Genomic DNA, 16403 nt, shown 5'->3' on the forward strand with positions numbered 1-16403 from the left:
TTTAAAAAAATAGCAAAACATTCTACAAATATAATTATCGGCTAAAAAACCTTTTTTATATTTGTAGGATTGAACAAACACTTTTGTATGGAATATTTAGAATTTGAGCAACCTATCAAGGATTTAGAAGAACAGTTACAAAGCTGTCAAATCGTTGGAGAAGGTAGCGGAGTGAATATCAAACAAGCTTGCGTTGAAATTGAAATTGCAATAGAAAATAAAAAGAAGGAAATCTATGGAAAATTAACTCCATGGCAACGTGTACAATTATCTCGTCACCCTTCTCGTCCTTATACTTTAGATTATGCTTACGCGATAACAGATAATACTTTTATCGAAATTCATGGTGATAGAACTTATGCTGATGATAAAGCAATGGTTGGTGGTATGGGAAAAATCAACGGTCAAACTTTTATGATTATTGGTCAACAAAAAGGAAAAAACACAAAAGAAAGACAATATCGTCGTTTCGGAATGTCTAATCCAGATGGTTACCGCAAAGCATTACGTTTGATGAAATTAGCAGAAAAATTCAACATTCCTGTACTTACATTAGTTGACACTCCTGGTGCATATCCTGGTTTAGAAGCTGAAGAACGTGGACAAGGAGAAGCAATTGCTAAAAACATTTACGAAATGTTGAAATTAACTGTTCCTATCATTACAGTTGTAATTGGTGAAGGAGCTTCTGGTGGAGCTTTAGGAATTGGTGTTGGAAACAAAGTATTCATGTTAGAAAATACTTGGTATTCTGTAATTTCTCCAGAAAACTGTTCTACAATTTTATGGAGAAGCTGGGATTATAAAGAACAAGCTGCATCTCAAATGAAATTAACTGGTCCTGATATGTTAGAATTAGGATTAATTGAAGACATTATCCAAGAACCTCTTGGTGGAGCTCATTATAAACCTGAAGTAGCTTACACAAATTTGAAAAATAAAGTGTTAGAAACTTACAATGAATTAAAACAATTATCTGCTCAAGAATTACAAACACAACGACAAGATCGTTTTATAAAATTCGGAGAGTTTTCAGGATAATCGAAATACAATATCAGTTTAATATAAACAAAATTACGAGATATAAAATTAGTTATATCTCGTTTTTTTATGTAATTTTGAACCTCTTATGGAACAAGCAAATTACAATCCAGAAAATTCAGCTAACAAGCACGGTATCATAGGTTTAGAGAAAGGAAAACTTCCTCCACAAGCCGTTGATTTAGAGCAAGCTGTACTTGGTGCGATGATGATTGACAAAAAGGGTTTAGATGAAGTAATTGACATCTTAACTCCTCAAGTTTTTTATCGTCCAGAGCACCAAGCGATTTATGCTGTCATCCAAAAACTATTTAACGATTCAGAACCAATTGATTTACTAACGGTTTCTAATGAATTAAAAAGTGATGGGAAGTTAGATCGTGTTGGAGGTGATTATTACTTGATCCAATTAACTCAAAAAGTTTCCTCTTCTGCTCATATTGAATATTATGCGCGTGTAATACAAGAAAAATATATTTTACGTCGATTAATCGAAATTTCGAACCAAGTTATCGAAAAATCATACGATGATACAGCCGATGTTTTTGATTTATTAGATTATTCAGAAAGTAAATTATTCGAAATTACAGAAGGAGGTATAAAACGTAGTTATTCTGAAGCAAAAGATTTAGTTACAGAAGCTATTGATAAGATTAAAGCTCAATCTACAAAAGAAGGAATGTCTGGACTTTCGTCTGGATTTACCGAAATTGATAAAATTACTTCTGGTTGGCAAGAGTCCGATTTAATTATCTTAGCAGCACGTCCTGGTATGGGAAAAACAGCTTTTATTCTTTCTATGGCAAAGAATATGACGGTTAATAAAAATATTCCTGTTGCTGTTTTCTCATTAGAGATGTCTTCTGTACAGTTAATTACACGTATGATTTCGGGTGAAACTGGAATTTCGGGTGAAAAATTACGTAAAGCTAAATTAGCCGATCACGAATGGAAGCAATTGTATACAAAAGTAAAAGGATTAGAAAATGCTCCTCTTTACATTGATGATACGCCTGCCCTATCTATTTTTGATTTAAGAGCTAAAGCTCGTCGTTTAGTTTCTCAGCATGGTGTAAAAATGATTTTAATTGACTATTTGCAATTAATGACTGCTGGTGGAAAAGCAAATGGAAACCGTGAGCAAGAAATCTCTATGATTTCGCGTTCCTTAAAAGCAATTGCAAAAGAATTAAGTATTCCTGTTATTGCCTTATCTCAGTTATCTCGTTCTGTAGAAACACGTGGAGGAAGTAAACGTCCTTTACTTTCCGATTTACGTGAATCTGGAGCGATTGAGCAGGATGCCGATATTGTATCGTTTATTTATCGACCAGAATATTATAAGTTAGAATATTGGGACGATGAAAGTGAACCATGTGCAGGGCAAGCAGAATTTATTATTGCAAAACACCGTAATGGTGCTTTAGAAAATGTTCGTTTACGCTTTATTAATGAGCAAGCTAAATTTACCGATTTAGAAACTTCTTATGGTAGTGATTTCGAAATTCAGAGTTCTATGAATGATGGACAATCTCAGGAAATGGGAAGCTCTATGAATTTAGAAGCAATTAATCCTGCTGATGCTTTTGGAGATTTCGGTAGCGAGTTTACAAGTTCTATGAACAATGATGACGATAGTCTACCTTTCTAAAAAGTTATAAGACGTAGGATTATAAGGATTAAGCATTTAACTTGTGTTTAAGTTTTTAGGTTAATTCTTCATGCTTTTTCTTTTCAGTTAAAAACAGATACTAATCTCTAATTGACAGAACAACTAAAAAACTTTATCACTTAAACACATTACCACTTAATAACAATCCTTGTGTCTTAGGTCATAAAATCTTATCCCTCACATCTAAAAAACTAAATAATATCATCTCAATTATCAGTTTTTTTTATGCTAAATACTTTTTTAGGAACAAGAATTGCTTCAAATTTGTATACACAAACAAAAGAGTAAAATGGCAAGTTCAATCAGAACATTAAATCCTGCTACAGGAAAAATAGAAAAAGAGTTTGACGCTTACTCAAGCGAACAAATCAATCAATATATAGACGACGCAAACGAATTATATAAAACTTGGCGTTTCGAATCTTTCGAAGAACGTAAAGCAATTATGAAACGTGTTGCTGATGAAATGCGTAAACAAAAACCTCGTTTAGCAGCATTAATCACTACAGAGATGGGAAAACCATTAAAAGAAAGTGAAATAGAAATAGACTACAGTGCTAACATTATAGAGTACTATGCAGATAATGCTGAAAAATTCTTAGCAAATACACCTTTAGAAACAGAGAAAGGAACAGCTTATATTGTTTCTGAGCCTATAGGAGTTTTATTAGGCGTTATGCCTTGGAATTTTCCTTTTTCTCAGATAGCGCGTTTTGCGGGACCACATATTATGGCAGGTAACACAGTTGTATTAAAAACAGCTTCTAACATTCCACAATGTGGAATTGCTTTTGAAGAAATGTTTACTGCTGCAGGAGCTCCTAAAGGTTTATATAAAAACCTTTTAATGTCTGGAAAAGATACGGATAAAATTATTGAGAATCCTAAAATTGTAGGTGTTTCATTAACTGGTTCAGAAGCTGCTGGTGCACAAGTTGCAAGCATTGCAGGTAAACATGTTAAACCGTCTGTTTTAGAATTGGGAGGATCTGATCCTATGATTGTTTTAGATGATGCTGATATTGAAAAAGTAATGAGCGGAACAATTAACGGACGATTACGTAATGCTGGACAAGCTTGTACTTCTTCTAAGAGAATAATTGTACAAGAAGGAATTTACGATGAGTATTTAAAAAAGATTACAGATCATGTGAACAAAATGGTTGTAGGAGATCCTACACAACCAGAAACTGAAATGGGACCTGTTAGCTCTGAAAATGCTTTAGAAGGATTATTAGAACAAATTAGTGATTCAAGTAAAAAAGGTGCTACAGTTGTAACTGGAGGTAAGCGTTTAGAGAAAGATGGTTTCTTTTTAGCGCCAACTATTTTAACTGATTTAAAACCTGGAATGAAAGGTTATGATGAAGAAATTTTTGGTCCAGTTGTTTGTATTTGGAAAGTGAAAGATATTGAAGAAGCTTTACAAATTGCCAACGATACGCCTTATGGTTTAGGTGCTTCTATTTATACAGAGAATGTTGCAAATGCAGAAAAAATTGCTAGAAGAATAGATTCTGGAATGGTTTACGTTAATAAACAAGTTTCATCTAGTCCAGAATTACCATTTGGAGGAGTGAAACACTCTGGATATGGACGCGAACTTTCTAAAGCTGGAATTTTAGAATTTGTAAATAAAAAATTAATTATGATTGCGAAGTAATTCGTTATTATAATTCTAGATATAAAAAAAGGCTATTTCATTTAGATGAAATAGCTTTTTTTATGAGTTGTGAGAAATTTAATCGTAAAAATCTAAAAAAAAAAATCGACAAGCTCAATTTGACAAGTTTGAAATTTATTGTTGATTTAGAAAAACGAAAAACGAAATTCGAGTTTCGAAGCTCGTTAAACGTTAAGCGTTAAGCGTTAAGCGTTAAGCGTTAAGCAAAATTAACACTCCTTATATCCAAATTAAAACACCTAACCCAAAATCTCTTTCAATAAGTTTTTCAACTCATCATTTGGTTCTTGATTTCCGTTTTTAGATTTAAAATAATCAGTAAATAAATCTTGTATATTTTGATCCAAATTAATTGTTTTAGCATGTGCTTCAATCAATTCGTTATTCTTTACTTTTGGAATAAGATGAATAATTCCATTATGAGATTGATAAAGTAATTTACGTTCGTCAGCTTTCAAGAAGGTTTCACTTTCTATGGTTAATTCAACTAAAACATCTTGGTTTTCATTTAACCATTGTATTGCATGATCAAAATTATTAAACACTTTTCTAACCAAAGGTTTTCCATTGATTAATTCTACTTTTTCGAACTGTGCAGTTTTATTAGGTTCAAGTGTTACAATAGAAACATATTTTGTTTGTCCTGCTTCACTAAAACTATAGCAAATTGGAGAAGAAGAATAAACGACTGGTTTATCTTCTGTTCCTATATTTCTAAAACCATGAATATGACCTAATGCTGTATATTGTATTTGAGAAGGAATTGCATCTGAAAAAATCATATCTGCATTTCCTATTTTAATTGGCTTCTCTCCTTCTGGCTCTTCTATTAGCTCACCTCCTCTTTTATTCATGTATAAATGAGCAGTCAGAATATTTACACCGTTATCATCACAAAATTGATCTGCAATATTTTTCCAATTCTTTGCTAAAACTTCATTTAAAGCATCTTCTTTTTGCTCTCCCAAATATTGTTTCAAACGAATTTCGTTCGCATATGGCGTATGTAAAATTCGAACAGGAAAATCGCACGTTGATAATTGTAATTCGATAAAACCTTCTTCTGAATTAATTACAGAAAAATGATCTAACTGAAAAGGTGAAATTTTTGCATTAGGATAACCAATAAGAATTATCCCACATTCTCTTGCCAAAGGATCTGGTGCATCTATTAAACTTGGAGAATCGTGATTTCCAGCTATTGCAACAACTGGACGCTTCCCATTATTAGAAAGACGTTTTAAGGTTTTATAAAACAATTCTACAGCTTCTACAGATGGGTTAAAATTATCAAACAAGTCTCCAGCAATAATAACCAAATCAACTTGTTCTTTATCTGCAATTTCAATAATCTCGTTCATGACCAAAACTTGTTCATCAAAACGAGAAAAATTGTCTAAGCGTTTTCCCAAATGCCAATCAGCTGTATGTAGAATTTTCATGTTTTATTCTTCTGTTTTTTTCTCTTTCTCATTCATTTGCTGAATGATTTCTTTTAAACGCGCTTTTCTTCCAGCTTCATGGTCTTTTTCCTTTTTGCGTTTCTGTGCCTTTTTTGCTTTTACTCTTTTTTTATTTGCTTCCGTATTTCTACTCATTTTCTATGAATTTAAATCATTCTTTACAAAATTAATCTATTTCTTAAAATTATGTCAATATTTTGCTGTTGTAATTTGAAATGTTTAACTTGTATGGAGTTATCGAATTTATTAATTTTAAAACATTTCTAATGGGAAAAGGTGATAAAAAATCGAGAAGAGGAAAAATTGTTAATGGCTCTTATGGTGTAAAACGTCCACGACACAGGTATTATTATGAAGATGATACAGTGGAAGAAAAAGCAACAAAAAAAGCAAAATAATAATTTTTTAAAGCTGAAAATCAATTTGATTTTCAGCTTTTTTTATTTATTACACTTTTCTAATTTCTTCCAATCCTTTTTACTTATTTGTAGGTTTTTATTATACATAGGATCAGCCATACTTTCTTCGAAAGCTTCTTTAGTATTTAAATCTATTGTAAACCAATTTGCATTATAATCTCTGTCTGGATAATGTTGTACCAATACAAGTTTATAAATATCTTTTTCTTCTCCATAAAACTGAATTCCATATCCCGTTCCTCCATTTTCTTTAATTAACCTATCCCAATCTTTGGTTAATTCTTTCACGTGAGGTGTATCCGAGAGTATATTTGCTGCTATTAATTCACATTTCTCGTTATTCTGAGCATTTAGAGCAATTAAGCCAAAAAATGTCAATCCAAAAATTAATATTTTTTTCATGTTTAAATAATATTTTTCTCTTTTATATCTTTTAAAATCTGTAAGGCTTTATTCTGAGTTTTAGTTGGTAATAAATTAAAATTATGATCTTTTTCTATTCTATATTTATCTTCTTCTTGAAATGGAATCCAAGCTGTAATTTTTGATTTTGTAAATGTTTTTCCATTTCTAGTATAAATAATAACTTTTAAGGGCTTTGCATCTAATCCATCAGAATCCATAAAGTACGTTAAGTAAAACGTTGGGTTGCCGTTATCATCTTCAATCAAACAATAATCTAATAAATAGTTAGGTTGAGATAAGCCTCCCGCAAAATCCTTAAATACAACTTTTTCTAATAATCCGCCATGATCTTCTAAATAAATGCCAGCATGCAAATCATAAGGTTTATCTGTTAAAGCTCCTTGTAAAGAAGATTCACTCTCATTAAGAAACCATAAATAACTTCCTACTTTGGGTGAAAAATAATTTATTAATAGAACTGTTTTACCTTTTAATGGACTCTGATAATCATTTAAAATATTCTTTAGCTCTTTCGTATTCTTGTTATATCGGTTTATCTTATTTTGACTAAAACAAACCGTTGAAAAAGACACGGTAATTAGTAAGATGAATAACTTTAAGCACTTCATAGACAAAAAATTTGAAATTTAAATTTAATTAAATATTGCTTTCAAAAGTGAATTTACTCTATAAATACATCTAAATTTTTATACTACAAAATATGATTTTCAGGAATTATGTTTTAGTTTTGAAACCCTTAAAAAATGGGTTTTGATGATGATGAAATATAATGATTTGGAAATAAGTCGCTTAATTGATAGATTAGAAAAACTAGGAATTGTGGTAACTGATATCAAGAGTTCTGGTTTTGGTAATATGCTAAATTTTGAAATGACTTATCAATTACCAAATAACGATACGAGCCTTATCATTAACTTTAGAAGATTTGATATACAAGATATTTATCTCCATTTTAAGCAAATTATAAAAGAAAAAGTTTAACTATACTAAAAAAGGTTGCTCATTAAGAGCAACCTTTTTTTTATCTATTTTTAGAAGTTAGATTTTTATTTTAAAATAAGTTATATCCTATTATAAAAGATATATTGTTGTAACTGTTTCCTATATCATCTTTTCTTTTAATATCAGAAATGTATCTTACTTCTCCTGTAAATTTATTAAAAGTATATCCTATTCCAGCTCCGTAGTTAAATCCTTTTCCTATTTCTATTTCAGTCGTTGTGTTATTTCTTTCGAATGTCAATGCTGAATTAAAAGCAAAAGTTGGAACAAACATTCCGTTAATAAATATTTTTGATTGAGAATTTAAAAAGAAATAATGTCTAATACCAACTACAACATCTATTGCTTTGTAATCTACAGACCATTTAGATTTTATATCTGTAACTGGAGCAATTCTCTCTGAATCTGCTTTATAACTTACAAAATTTGGTTCTACTATTGCGCTCCATTTATCGTTGTTAAATGGTAAAGTTAATTCTAACTCTAGACCAATTCCAAAGCTTGCCGCTCTATCGAATTTAGTCGATTGAAAATCGAAATTATTTTTGTCAATTGTTAACTGATTTAAATTTACTCTTGGTCTTACATTTAAATGGAATTTGACATTATTTTTTTTCGCTTTATCCACAAACTCAACATTAGAATTATTACAATTGTTTATTGTCTCAAATAATTCCGTTAAATTTTTATCGTTATATTCTACTTTTCCTAATAAGTTTTTTGTAATTGAGGCACATTTAAAGTTAGTAAGGATTTGAGTTCTGTAAAACTTATTATAATCAATTCTATTTACATAGGGTTGATACATTTTATATACCAATTGTTCTATCTCTGGATGGTCTGTACTATTAAAAAAGTAGCGAATTCTTTCTCCTTTTCTATATTTATACAAATTAGCCTCTCCTTTTACTAATTGTTTTAAGAATAAGGTTTCTTCTCTAAATTCTGGATTTATATCTCCACTTAAGTTTTTAATATCTTCACTAGAATAATCAATTAAAACAGTAGAACTTACATAAATTGATTTACCAATTACACCAAATTCTTTTACATTATTTACGGTTTCTGTTTCTATTTTAGAATTCTCATCTAATTTATATTCAAAAGATTGTGGATTATTTAACCAATCTACATTTTTGATTAATACTTCTTTTCTTTCATTTTTATTATTGATGATATAACCTTCTTCAAATCTCGTTTGCGCGAAAGAAATTATACCAAAACATACTAAAAATATAGTGTGTAAAATTTTTGTCATTTATTGTTAATTTTTAATCGTGCGAAGATAAAAAAAAGAATAATATTTTAAATAATTTCACCTTATTGTCTATTTTTTTTACATCATATAATATGTAAAACTGTTTGATATTCTTTATTTTGGCGTTAAATTAATAAAAAATTAAATTTTACTTATGAAAAAACAATTATTATTTTTCGCTACCATTTTTCCTATTCTTTCCTTCTCACAGGATAGAAAAAACCAATTTCATCTCAACTCTAATTCCGATGATTATTCAATTTATGTTAAACTAAAATCTGAAAATTCTGCAAACAATAAACTAAAACAAGAAGCTCAAGCATCTAATTTTTTTAAAAAGAATGAAGTTGAAGTTATAGGAAGTTTATACGACAAATATGACCTTAGTAAATTAAAGAAAAAAAATTCCTCTATTGTTGATGATAAACAATCTTTAGAGATATTAAATAATATTTATGAGATAAAAGCTAATAAACAGTCAAAAGAAGAATTACTACAACTCGCTAAAAAATTAGAGTCGTTTGAAGAAGTAGAATATGTTAACTTTATTGGAAATGCGCCTATTGAACCGCCTTATTTAAAAACTAACAATACTCCAAATTTAGAAGATGATCAAAGCTATTTAAATAGTAATCCTGGAGTAAATGCTAAATACGCTTGGTCTATTGGAGTAACAGGAGAACATATTAATATAATTAATATTGAATATGGTTTTAATAGGAATCATGAAATGTTGGTTAATTTACCTCATGTTCAATTTGAGAAAAAAGTAAAAATAAATCCCGAATTATTAAATCCAAACGATAAATATATTATATTTCTAGAACATGGTACTGCTACCGCAGGAACCATTGTCCCTTCGAGAAACAATATTGGATTAACAGGTATTTCTTTTGGGATTAATAGTTTTACAAATTTTTTAGAGTGGACTACAAAAGGAAATAATAGAATTGATGCAATTACAAGAGCATTATCTACTGCTAAAGTTGGCGACATTATAATTTACGAAATGCAAGGAATAGGTGAAAACAACAAACGTATTCCTGCTGAGTTTGACAATGTTATTTGGGATTTAACAAAAGCAGCAACTGATGCTGGTATTATCGTTATTGCTGCCGCAGGAAATGGAGGCCAAAATCTAGATTCTTCTTATTATAGATCTTACATTAACAGAGGTGATAGCGGAGCTTTAATTATTGGTGCAGGAAGTGATGATACTAAACACTCTATATTATCATTTTCTAGCTATGGCTCTCGTGTTAATTTACAAGCTTGGGGAGATAATGTTTTAACAGCTGGTTATGGTTATTGGAATGAATATGATAATGACAATAATAGAAATTATGTTCTTTTTGGTGGTACAAGTTCTGCTACTGCTATTATAGGAGGTGTTGCCGCATTGATTCAATCCTATTATTTTCAACAAACAGGGAAATATTTAACGCCAAAAGAATTAAAAGAATTATTAATTGAAACTGCAGTTCCACAAGGTGGAGATTTGACGAAAAATATTGGTCCACATCCAGATATAAAATCAGCAATAGAAAAATTAGATGTTGAATATTTACATACTAAAGATCCTATTAAACCATTAGAAATTAAAACCTATCCAAATCCTACAAAAGATATTTTTTATATAACAAACAGTGAAAATTCTAATTTAGATTACACTATTTTCGATCTTAAAGGGAATATTTTATTTAAAGGTAAAACTAAAAACACTGTAAATATTTCTTCTTTAACAAATGGTGTTTATATGCTTAAAGTAACAGATGGAAAAAGAATTGCTATTGAAAAAATTATAAAAAATTAAATCATATAACAATAAATTTTAAGACAATAAAAAAACCACTCAAAATTTGAGTGGTTTTTTTTTATATTAGAATATATATCCAAACAATAGTTAAGGATTATTATTTCTTTTTAATTATTATTTCTTAAGTTCTTGCATACGCTTATTATACAATTCTTTGAATTTGTTGTACTCCTCTTTACTTAGAGTTGATTTAGATTGTTCTACTTTTTCTCCAAAGAGTTTATAATACTTAGACGCATTTTTGATATCTTTTTTATTAAAATACAACTCACCTAAACTATCGTACAAATTAACATCATTCGGGTATTTTTTTATACCAATTAGAAGTACACTAATACCTTCATCAATTTTATCATTATAAAATAAATTATAAGCTATTTGATTAATTTTAGAAGAATTTATCCAGTTATTTACCTCAATATAATCAATAATTTTATGAATTGAATTATTATTATCATAGTATTCTCTTAACCCTTGAAGCATCCCGTTTGGAAAAGATGAAAAGTGACTTTCTTTTGGATAAGCTTCGTGTTTAAAAACCAGATTCGTACTATTTTTAGTTGACAAAACGTTTATAATATTTGTAAAAGCTAAATCCCAACCTTTAAAATTAGTTGCTTCACTTTCATTTGCCTGACTAATAAAAATAAATTTCTTTGATTTCAGTTGATCAAAATTGAAATTTTTAAACTCTGTTACAAAGCGTTCTTTATCAAAAGCAAAATTTGGAGAAACAGCAATATAATCTGTAAATAATGTAGGTTTTTTTAGCAAAGAATATAAGATTAATGTTCCTCCATTTGAATGCCCAATCGCTAGTCTATTTTTAGTTAAGGCATATTTTTTTTCTAAATTTGGAAATAATTCTTTGTCCATAAACTCAGTTACCTTATCCGCATTTCCTATATAAGGACTTCTATTTTTTAACTCTACTTTATCGTTTGGCATTGGTAACAAATCGTTATTCCTGTTGTACTGATTCTCTATATATGGTGATACAATTCCTACAATAATACTTTGTCTGTAATTTAATCCGTCTCGAAAAGGAATTGATGACTGCACAAGATCCAAGAACGTTTGGTATTGAGCGTCAAAAACAACTATGACATCATATTTTTCGTTTGCGTCCATTTCCTCAGGAGTATATAGCCATATTTCCCTATCCTGATTAAGTATAGTTGAGCGAATCGATATTTTTTCTTTATTTTGAGAGAATAAAAAATTCGAGACAAGCATAATTAAAAGCAATACGTAGTTTTTCATCTTTTTTTCTCAAATTTATTCTCTTCTAAGCTAGAATAATTGGGAATTTGGGACATTATACTTTAAAATTCCAATAAACATCTTCTCCGCTTAATTTTTCAATATTCTTGAATAATTTTTTGGGAGAAGTTCCTGTAATAGATTTAAAGTGATGAATGTATTCAGATTGATCATAATAATGATGAAAATATGATAAATCAGTAAAATTAATTGCTTTGTTTTCTTGCATATAGTGATTAAAAGCACGTCTAAATTTCACTACTTTCAAATATTGTTTAGCTGTTACTGCAAAATTTTTCTGAAATTTTCGTTGTAAAGTCTTCGTTGATAAACCAAATTTCTGCGATAATTGATTGATGTTTGTTTCATCTAAACCATCAATAACTTCATCTATAATCTGAATAAATTTATTATCCTCAAACTCATGAAAAAGTTCTGAAAATAATTGATCCAAACCTTCAACTCTTTTTTCAATATTCTCATCAAATAATTTATCTAAATCGGTTTTTAATAAATTCTGAAAATATTCGGAACGTTTATTCTCTGTTAACTTTAAGATAAAATCAACAGAATCTTTTATAAAATATTGCAATCCTAAAGGTTTAAAAACGATTCCTATTTTATCATACGGCGCAGTTAAATTTACCAGAAAATAATCTTTAATGACACCTGAATAAAGAAAGTAAAATTGTTTATCACAAGGATAAGTTGTGGACAATTTTTCTCTAGGAAAATCAACTATAGAATTCTTATAAATAGTTAAAGCGTTTTCTACATTTGAATAATAGATAAATCGGTCTTCATCTCCAGAAATTGTATTTTGATGAAAATAATAATATGAAATATACTTTTTTAGCCAAGATTTCTTGGGCTGATGTGTTATAAAAATTTTTGACATAAAAAAAATTCCAACAATATGTTGGAATTAAAGTTATAATAAATTTTATATCTGCTGATACATAAAATTCTCTCCAAGATAAACACGACGAACATCTTCATCATTTGCTAATTCTTCTGGCGAACCTTCTTTTAAGATTTTCCCTTCAAACATAATATATGTTTTGTCTGTAATAGCTAATGTTTGCGACACATTGTGATCGGTAATTAAGATTCCGATGTTTTTATCTTTAAGCGAACGTACAATCTTCTGAATATCTTCTACTGCAATTGGATCTACCCCAGCAAAAGGCTCATCTAATAAGATAAAATTTGGTTCTGTAGCTAAACAACGTGCTATTTCACAACGACGACGTTCTCCTCCAGAAAGTAAATCTCCTCTATTTTTACGTACATGTTCTAAAGAAAATTCTTCTATTAAAGCATCTGTACGCATTTGTTGTTCTTTCTTAGAATATTTTGTGAATTGTAAAACAGACTGAATGTTATCTTCTACTGATAATTTTCGAAAAACTGAAGCCTCTTGTGCTAAATAACCAATACCCTTTTGTGCACGTTTATACATTGCATCATTGGTAATGTCTTGTTTATCTAAAAATACTTTTCCTTGTGTTGCCTTTACTAAACCAACAATCATATAAAAAGATGTTGTTTTTCCAGCCCCATTCGGTCCTAGTAAACCAATAATTTCTCCTTGTTCTACTTGGAAAGATACATTTTTAACTACGTGTTTTTTCCCGTAATCTTTAACTAAATTCTGTCCTCTTAATACAATTCCCATAGTGCATCAAAGATACGTTATTTGTTATTTAATAGAGTTAATAATATCATATTTTGTAATAATATGATAATTACCGTTTTCTAATTCTATTAAAACAGCTTGATTATCTTTTGTTATTAATTTTGATACTTGATCAATAGAAGTTCCTGCTTTTACAATTGGAAATGGCGCTCCCATTATTTCTCTAATTGGTTTATCTGCTACATTTCTGTCTTCTAAAAATGCTTGAAATAAATCTGATTCATCTAAAGATCCTACAAAACCGTTAATATCCATTACTGGAATTTGAGAAATTTTGTAACGACGCATTCTATCAATTGCATGAGAAGCTAATTCTTCTGTACGAACTGTTAATAATGGTTTATCTACATGTTCCTCGATTAAATCTAAAGCAGTTTTTACTTCTTCTTCTAAATATCCTCTGTCTCTCATCCAATCGTCGTTAAAGATTTTTCCTACATAACGAGAACCAGAATCATGGAACAATACAACAACTACATCGTCTGGACCAAATTCGTCTTTCATTTGTAATAATCCTTTGATTGCAGAACCAGAAGACATACCTACAAATAGACCTTCTTCTAATGCTAAACGACGTGTGTAAACAGCTGCATCTTTATCTGTAACTTTTGTAAAACCATCAATTAAATCAAAGTTTACATTTTTTGGTAAGATATCTTCTCCAATACCTTCTGTTACATAAGAATAAACTTCATTTTCATCAAAAACACCAGTTTCCTTGTATTTTTTGAAAACAGAACCGTACGTATCTACTCCCCAAATTTTAATGTTAGGGTTTTTCTCTTTTAAATATTTTGCAACACCAGAAATTGTTCCTCCTGTTCCTACACCAACTACAAAGTGTGTAACTTTTCCTTCTGTTTGTTCCCAAATTTCTGGACCAGTTTGTTCGTAATTAGCTTGTGTATTAGCTGGATTATCATATTGGTTAACATACCAACCATTTGGTGTTTCTTCTGCTAATCTTTTAGAAACTGAATAATAAGAACGTGCATCGTCTGGCTCAACATCTGTAGGACATACAACTACTTTTGCTCCTACTGCACGTAGAATATCCATCTTTTCTTTTGATTGTTTATCTGTAATTACACAAATTAATTTGTAACCTTTTACAATCGCAGCTAAAGCCAATCCCATTCCTGTATTACCAGAAGTTCCTTCTATAATTGTACCTCCAGGAACTAAACGACCATCTTTTTCTGCTTCTTCAACCATTTTTAAAGCCATACGATCTTTACAAGAATGACCTGGATTGAAGTATTCTACTTTTGCTAAAACAGTTGCTGGAATATCCTTTGTAATATGATTGATTTTCACCAAAGGTGTATTTCCTATTGTTTCTAAAATATTATTTGCGTATTTCATTTTTTTCTAATTTATAGTTTAAATAACGAATTTTTATCTAAAATTAATCGCTTTCGCTGGTGTAATTTTAGAAATCATATACGATGGCAAAAGTAATACAATTGCACAAACTAATAAAGCTCCCACGTTTAATAAAATAATAGATGTTACATCAAAATAGACTGGAGCCGTAGATAAATAATAATTCTCGGCAGGAAGTTTAATTATCTCAAAATATTTCTGAATGAATAATATTCCTAATCCTATTACATTTCCAACAATTAGTCCTGGCAACATAATAAATAATGCATAATTGATGAATAATTTTCTAATTCTCCAATTTGTAGCTCCAAAAGCTTTTAAGATTCCTATGGAATGAGTTCTTTCTAAAATTAAAATTAATAAAACCATTACCATGTTAATTATTACCACAAAAAGCATGATAAAGAGAATAATTACAATGTTTTTATCAAATACTTTTATCCAATCATTAATTTGAGCAAAAGAAGCTGTTGCAGATTCTGCATATAAATTATAAGGAATTAAAGTTTGAACTTTCTCATTAATTGGATCAATTTTTTCAACATCATTTACAAATAGTTCAAAACTACCAACTGTCTTATCATCCCATTTGTTTAATCGTTGAACATGCTTTATGTCTCCCAACATAATTTGATCGTCGAAATTTTTAATATCAGTTTTAAATATTCCCGAAATATTAAAACGACGATAAATAGGTTTGCTATCGTCCTGAATAAAATACATTACAAATGAACTGTCGACATCTAGTTTCATCTCATTTGCAATTTTCTGAGAAAGTAAAACCTCATCAACAATAGAATCTTTATTTACGCTAGGGAAATGTCCTTTTACTAAAAACTTTTCGAATCGAACTGAGTCATAATCTGTACCAACACCTTTAAAAACAACGCCACTAAAATTTTCTTTTGTACGAATAACACCGCTTTTATTCGCTATTGCTTGTACATGAACAATTTCTGGAATTTCTTTAAATTTTGGATAAAATTTCTGATTCAGCGAAAGAGAATCAGAGTTAATAGATGTATTACTGTTGTAATTACGAACAGTAATATGCCCATTAAAATCGGCTAATTTTTCTTTAATTGCCTTTCTTGCTCCAACACCCGTAGATAAAGTAACCAAGGAAACTATTAACCCAAGAACAACTGAAACTTGACAAATGCGAATAACGATACTTGATAAGTTATTTTTCGTATTTTTACCAAGCGCTATTTTTTTTGAAAACCACCAAGAAAAATTCAAATTATATTATTTTTATAAGATTAAGGCATAAT

General features: G+C 29.5%; 16 protein-coding genes. 6 read left to right on the forward strand and 10 right to left on the reverse strand.

Annotation, left to right across the window (positions count from 1 at the left end; translation table 11 throughout):
• Positions 1-87 precede the first annotated feature (87 nt).
• The 3 genes from BUA86_RS13510 (at position 88) to BUA86_RS13520 (ending at position 4376) form a co-directional block, all read left to right on the forward strand.
• A complete protein-coding gene (locus BUA86_RS13510; RefSeq protein ID WP_072933530.1) occupies positions 88-1041 on the forward strand; it encodes an acetyl-CoA carboxylase carboxyltransferase subunit alpha in 954 nt (317 codons plus the stop codon).
• 88 nt (positions 1042-1129) lie between these two features.
• On the forward strand, positions 1130-2692 hold the full coding sequence (gene dnaB, locus BUA86_RS13515; protein WP_072933531.1) for a replicative DNA helicase: 1563 nt from the start codon (positions 1130-1132) through the stop codon (positions 2690-2692).
• A gap of 310 nt (positions 2693-3002) precedes the next feature.
• Positions 3003-4376: an NAD-dependent succinate-semialdehyde dehydrogenase gene (locus tag BUA86_RS13520; protein WP_072933532.1), complete on the forward strand. Its 1374-nt coding sequence runs from the start codon at positions 3003-3005 to the stop codon at positions 4374-4376.
• A gap of 260 nt (positions 4377-4636) precedes the next feature.
• On the opposite strand, the gene BUA86_RS13525 is transcribed toward BUA86_RS13520, so the two are convergent.
• Together BUA86_RS13525 and BUA86_RS16140 are read right to left on the reverse strand one after the other, a co-directional pair.
• Positions 4637-5839, reverse strand: a complete 1203-nt coding sequence (locus BUA86_RS13525) for a metallophosphoesterase family protein (RefSeq protein WP_072933533.1) — start codon at positions 5837-5839, stop codon at positions 4637-4639.
• Positions 5840-5842: 3 nt separating this feature from the next.
• Complete coding sequence (locus BUA86_RS16140) at positions 5843-5995, reverse strand: hypothetical protein (protein ID WP_178300427.1); 153 nt, start codon at positions 5993-5995, stop codon at positions 5843-5845.
• A gap of 131 nt (positions 5996-6126) precedes the next feature.
• Here BUA86_RS16140 and BUA86_RS13530 point away from each other — a divergent pair, with 131 nt between their 5' ends.
• Positions 6127-6258, forward strand: coding sequence for a 30S ribosomal protein THX (locus BUA86_RS13530; protein ID WP_072933687.1), 132 nt, complete (start codon positions 6127-6129; stop codon positions 6256-6258).
• Positions 6259-6300: 42 nt separating this feature from the next.
• On the opposite strand, the gene BUA86_RS13535 is transcribed toward BUA86_RS13530, so the two are convergent.
• Positions 6301-6681, reverse strand: coding sequence for a hypothetical protein (locus BUA86_RS13535; RefSeq protein WP_072933534.1), 381 nt, complete (start codon positions 6679-6681; stop codon positions 6301-6303).
• 2 nt (positions 6682-6683) lie between these two features.
• Complete coding sequence (locus BUA86_RS13540; RefSeq protein ID WP_072933535.1) at positions 6684-7313, reverse strand: hypothetical protein; 630 nt, start codon at positions 7311-7313, stop codon at positions 6684-6686.
• A gap of 145 nt (positions 7314-7458) precedes the next feature.
• Between BUA86_RS13540 and BUA86_RS13545 the strand changes: the two genes are divergently transcribed.
• A complete protein-coding gene (locus BUA86_RS13545) occupies positions 7459-7686 on the forward strand; it encodes a hypothetical protein (protein ID WP_072933536.1) in 228 nt (75 codons plus the stop codon).
• Positions 7687-7756: 70 nt separating this feature from the next.
• Here BUA86_RS13545 and BUA86_RS13550 read toward each other — a convergent pair whose 3' ends face one another.
• Entirely contained in the window at positions 7757-8965 is a 1209-nt protein-coding gene (locus BUA86_RS13550) for a hypothetical protein (protein WP_072933537.1), read from the reverse strand.
• 154 nt (positions 8966-9119) lie between these two features.
• Here BUA86_RS13550 and BUA86_RS13555 point away from each other — a divergent pair, with 154 nt between their 5' ends.
• On the forward strand, positions 9120-10778 hold the full coding sequence (locus BUA86_RS13555) for a S8/S53 family peptidase (protein ID WP_072933538.1): 1659 nt from the start codon (positions 9120-9122) through the stop codon (positions 10776-10778).
• A gap of 117 nt (positions 10779-10895) precedes the next feature.
• On the opposite strand, the gene BUA86_RS13560 is transcribed toward BUA86_RS13555, so the two are convergent.
• From BUA86_RS13560 to BUA86_RS13580, 5 genes are read right to left on the reverse strand one after another with little or no spacing between them, the layout of a single operon-like run.
• Positions 10896-12044 carry an alpha/beta hydrolase-fold protein gene (locus BUA86_RS13560; protein WP_072933539.1) on the reverse strand — a complete coding sequence of 383 codons (1149 nt, stop codon included), beginning with the start codon at positions 12042-12044 and terminating at the stop codon, positions 10896-10898.
• Between the two features lie 55 nt (positions 12045-12099).
• Positions 12100-12942 (reverse strand): helix-turn-helix domain-containing protein, encoded by an 843-nt coding sequence (locus BUA86_RS13565; RefSeq protein ID WP_072933540.1) that lies wholly within the window; start codon positions 12940-12942, stop codon positions 12100-12102.
• Positions 12943-12987: 45 nt separating this feature from the next.
• Complete coding sequence (gene lptB / locus BUA86_RS13570; protein ID WP_072933689.1) at positions 12988-13716, reverse strand: LPS export ABC transporter ATP-binding protein; 729 nt, start codon at positions 13714-13716, stop codon at positions 12988-12990.
• 30 nt (positions 13717-13746) lie between these two features.
• Complete coding sequence (locus BUA86_RS13575; RefSeq protein WP_072933542.1) at positions 13747-15108, reverse strand: pyridoxal-phosphate dependent enzyme; 1362 nt, start codon at positions 15106-15108, stop codon at positions 13747-13749.
• Between the two features lie 33 nt (positions 15109-15141).
• Entirely contained in the window at positions 15142-16371 is a 1230-nt protein-coding gene (locus tag BUA86_RS13580) for an ABC transporter permease (protein ID WP_072933544.1), read from the reverse strand.
• Positions 16372-16403 lie beyond the last annotated feature (32 nt).

It is taken from the genome of Chishuiella changwenlii (genome assembly GCF_900142565.1).
GTDB classification, from domain to species: Bacteria; Bacteroidota; Bacteroidia; order Flavobacteriales; family Weeksellaceae; genus Empedobacter; species Empedobacter changwenlii.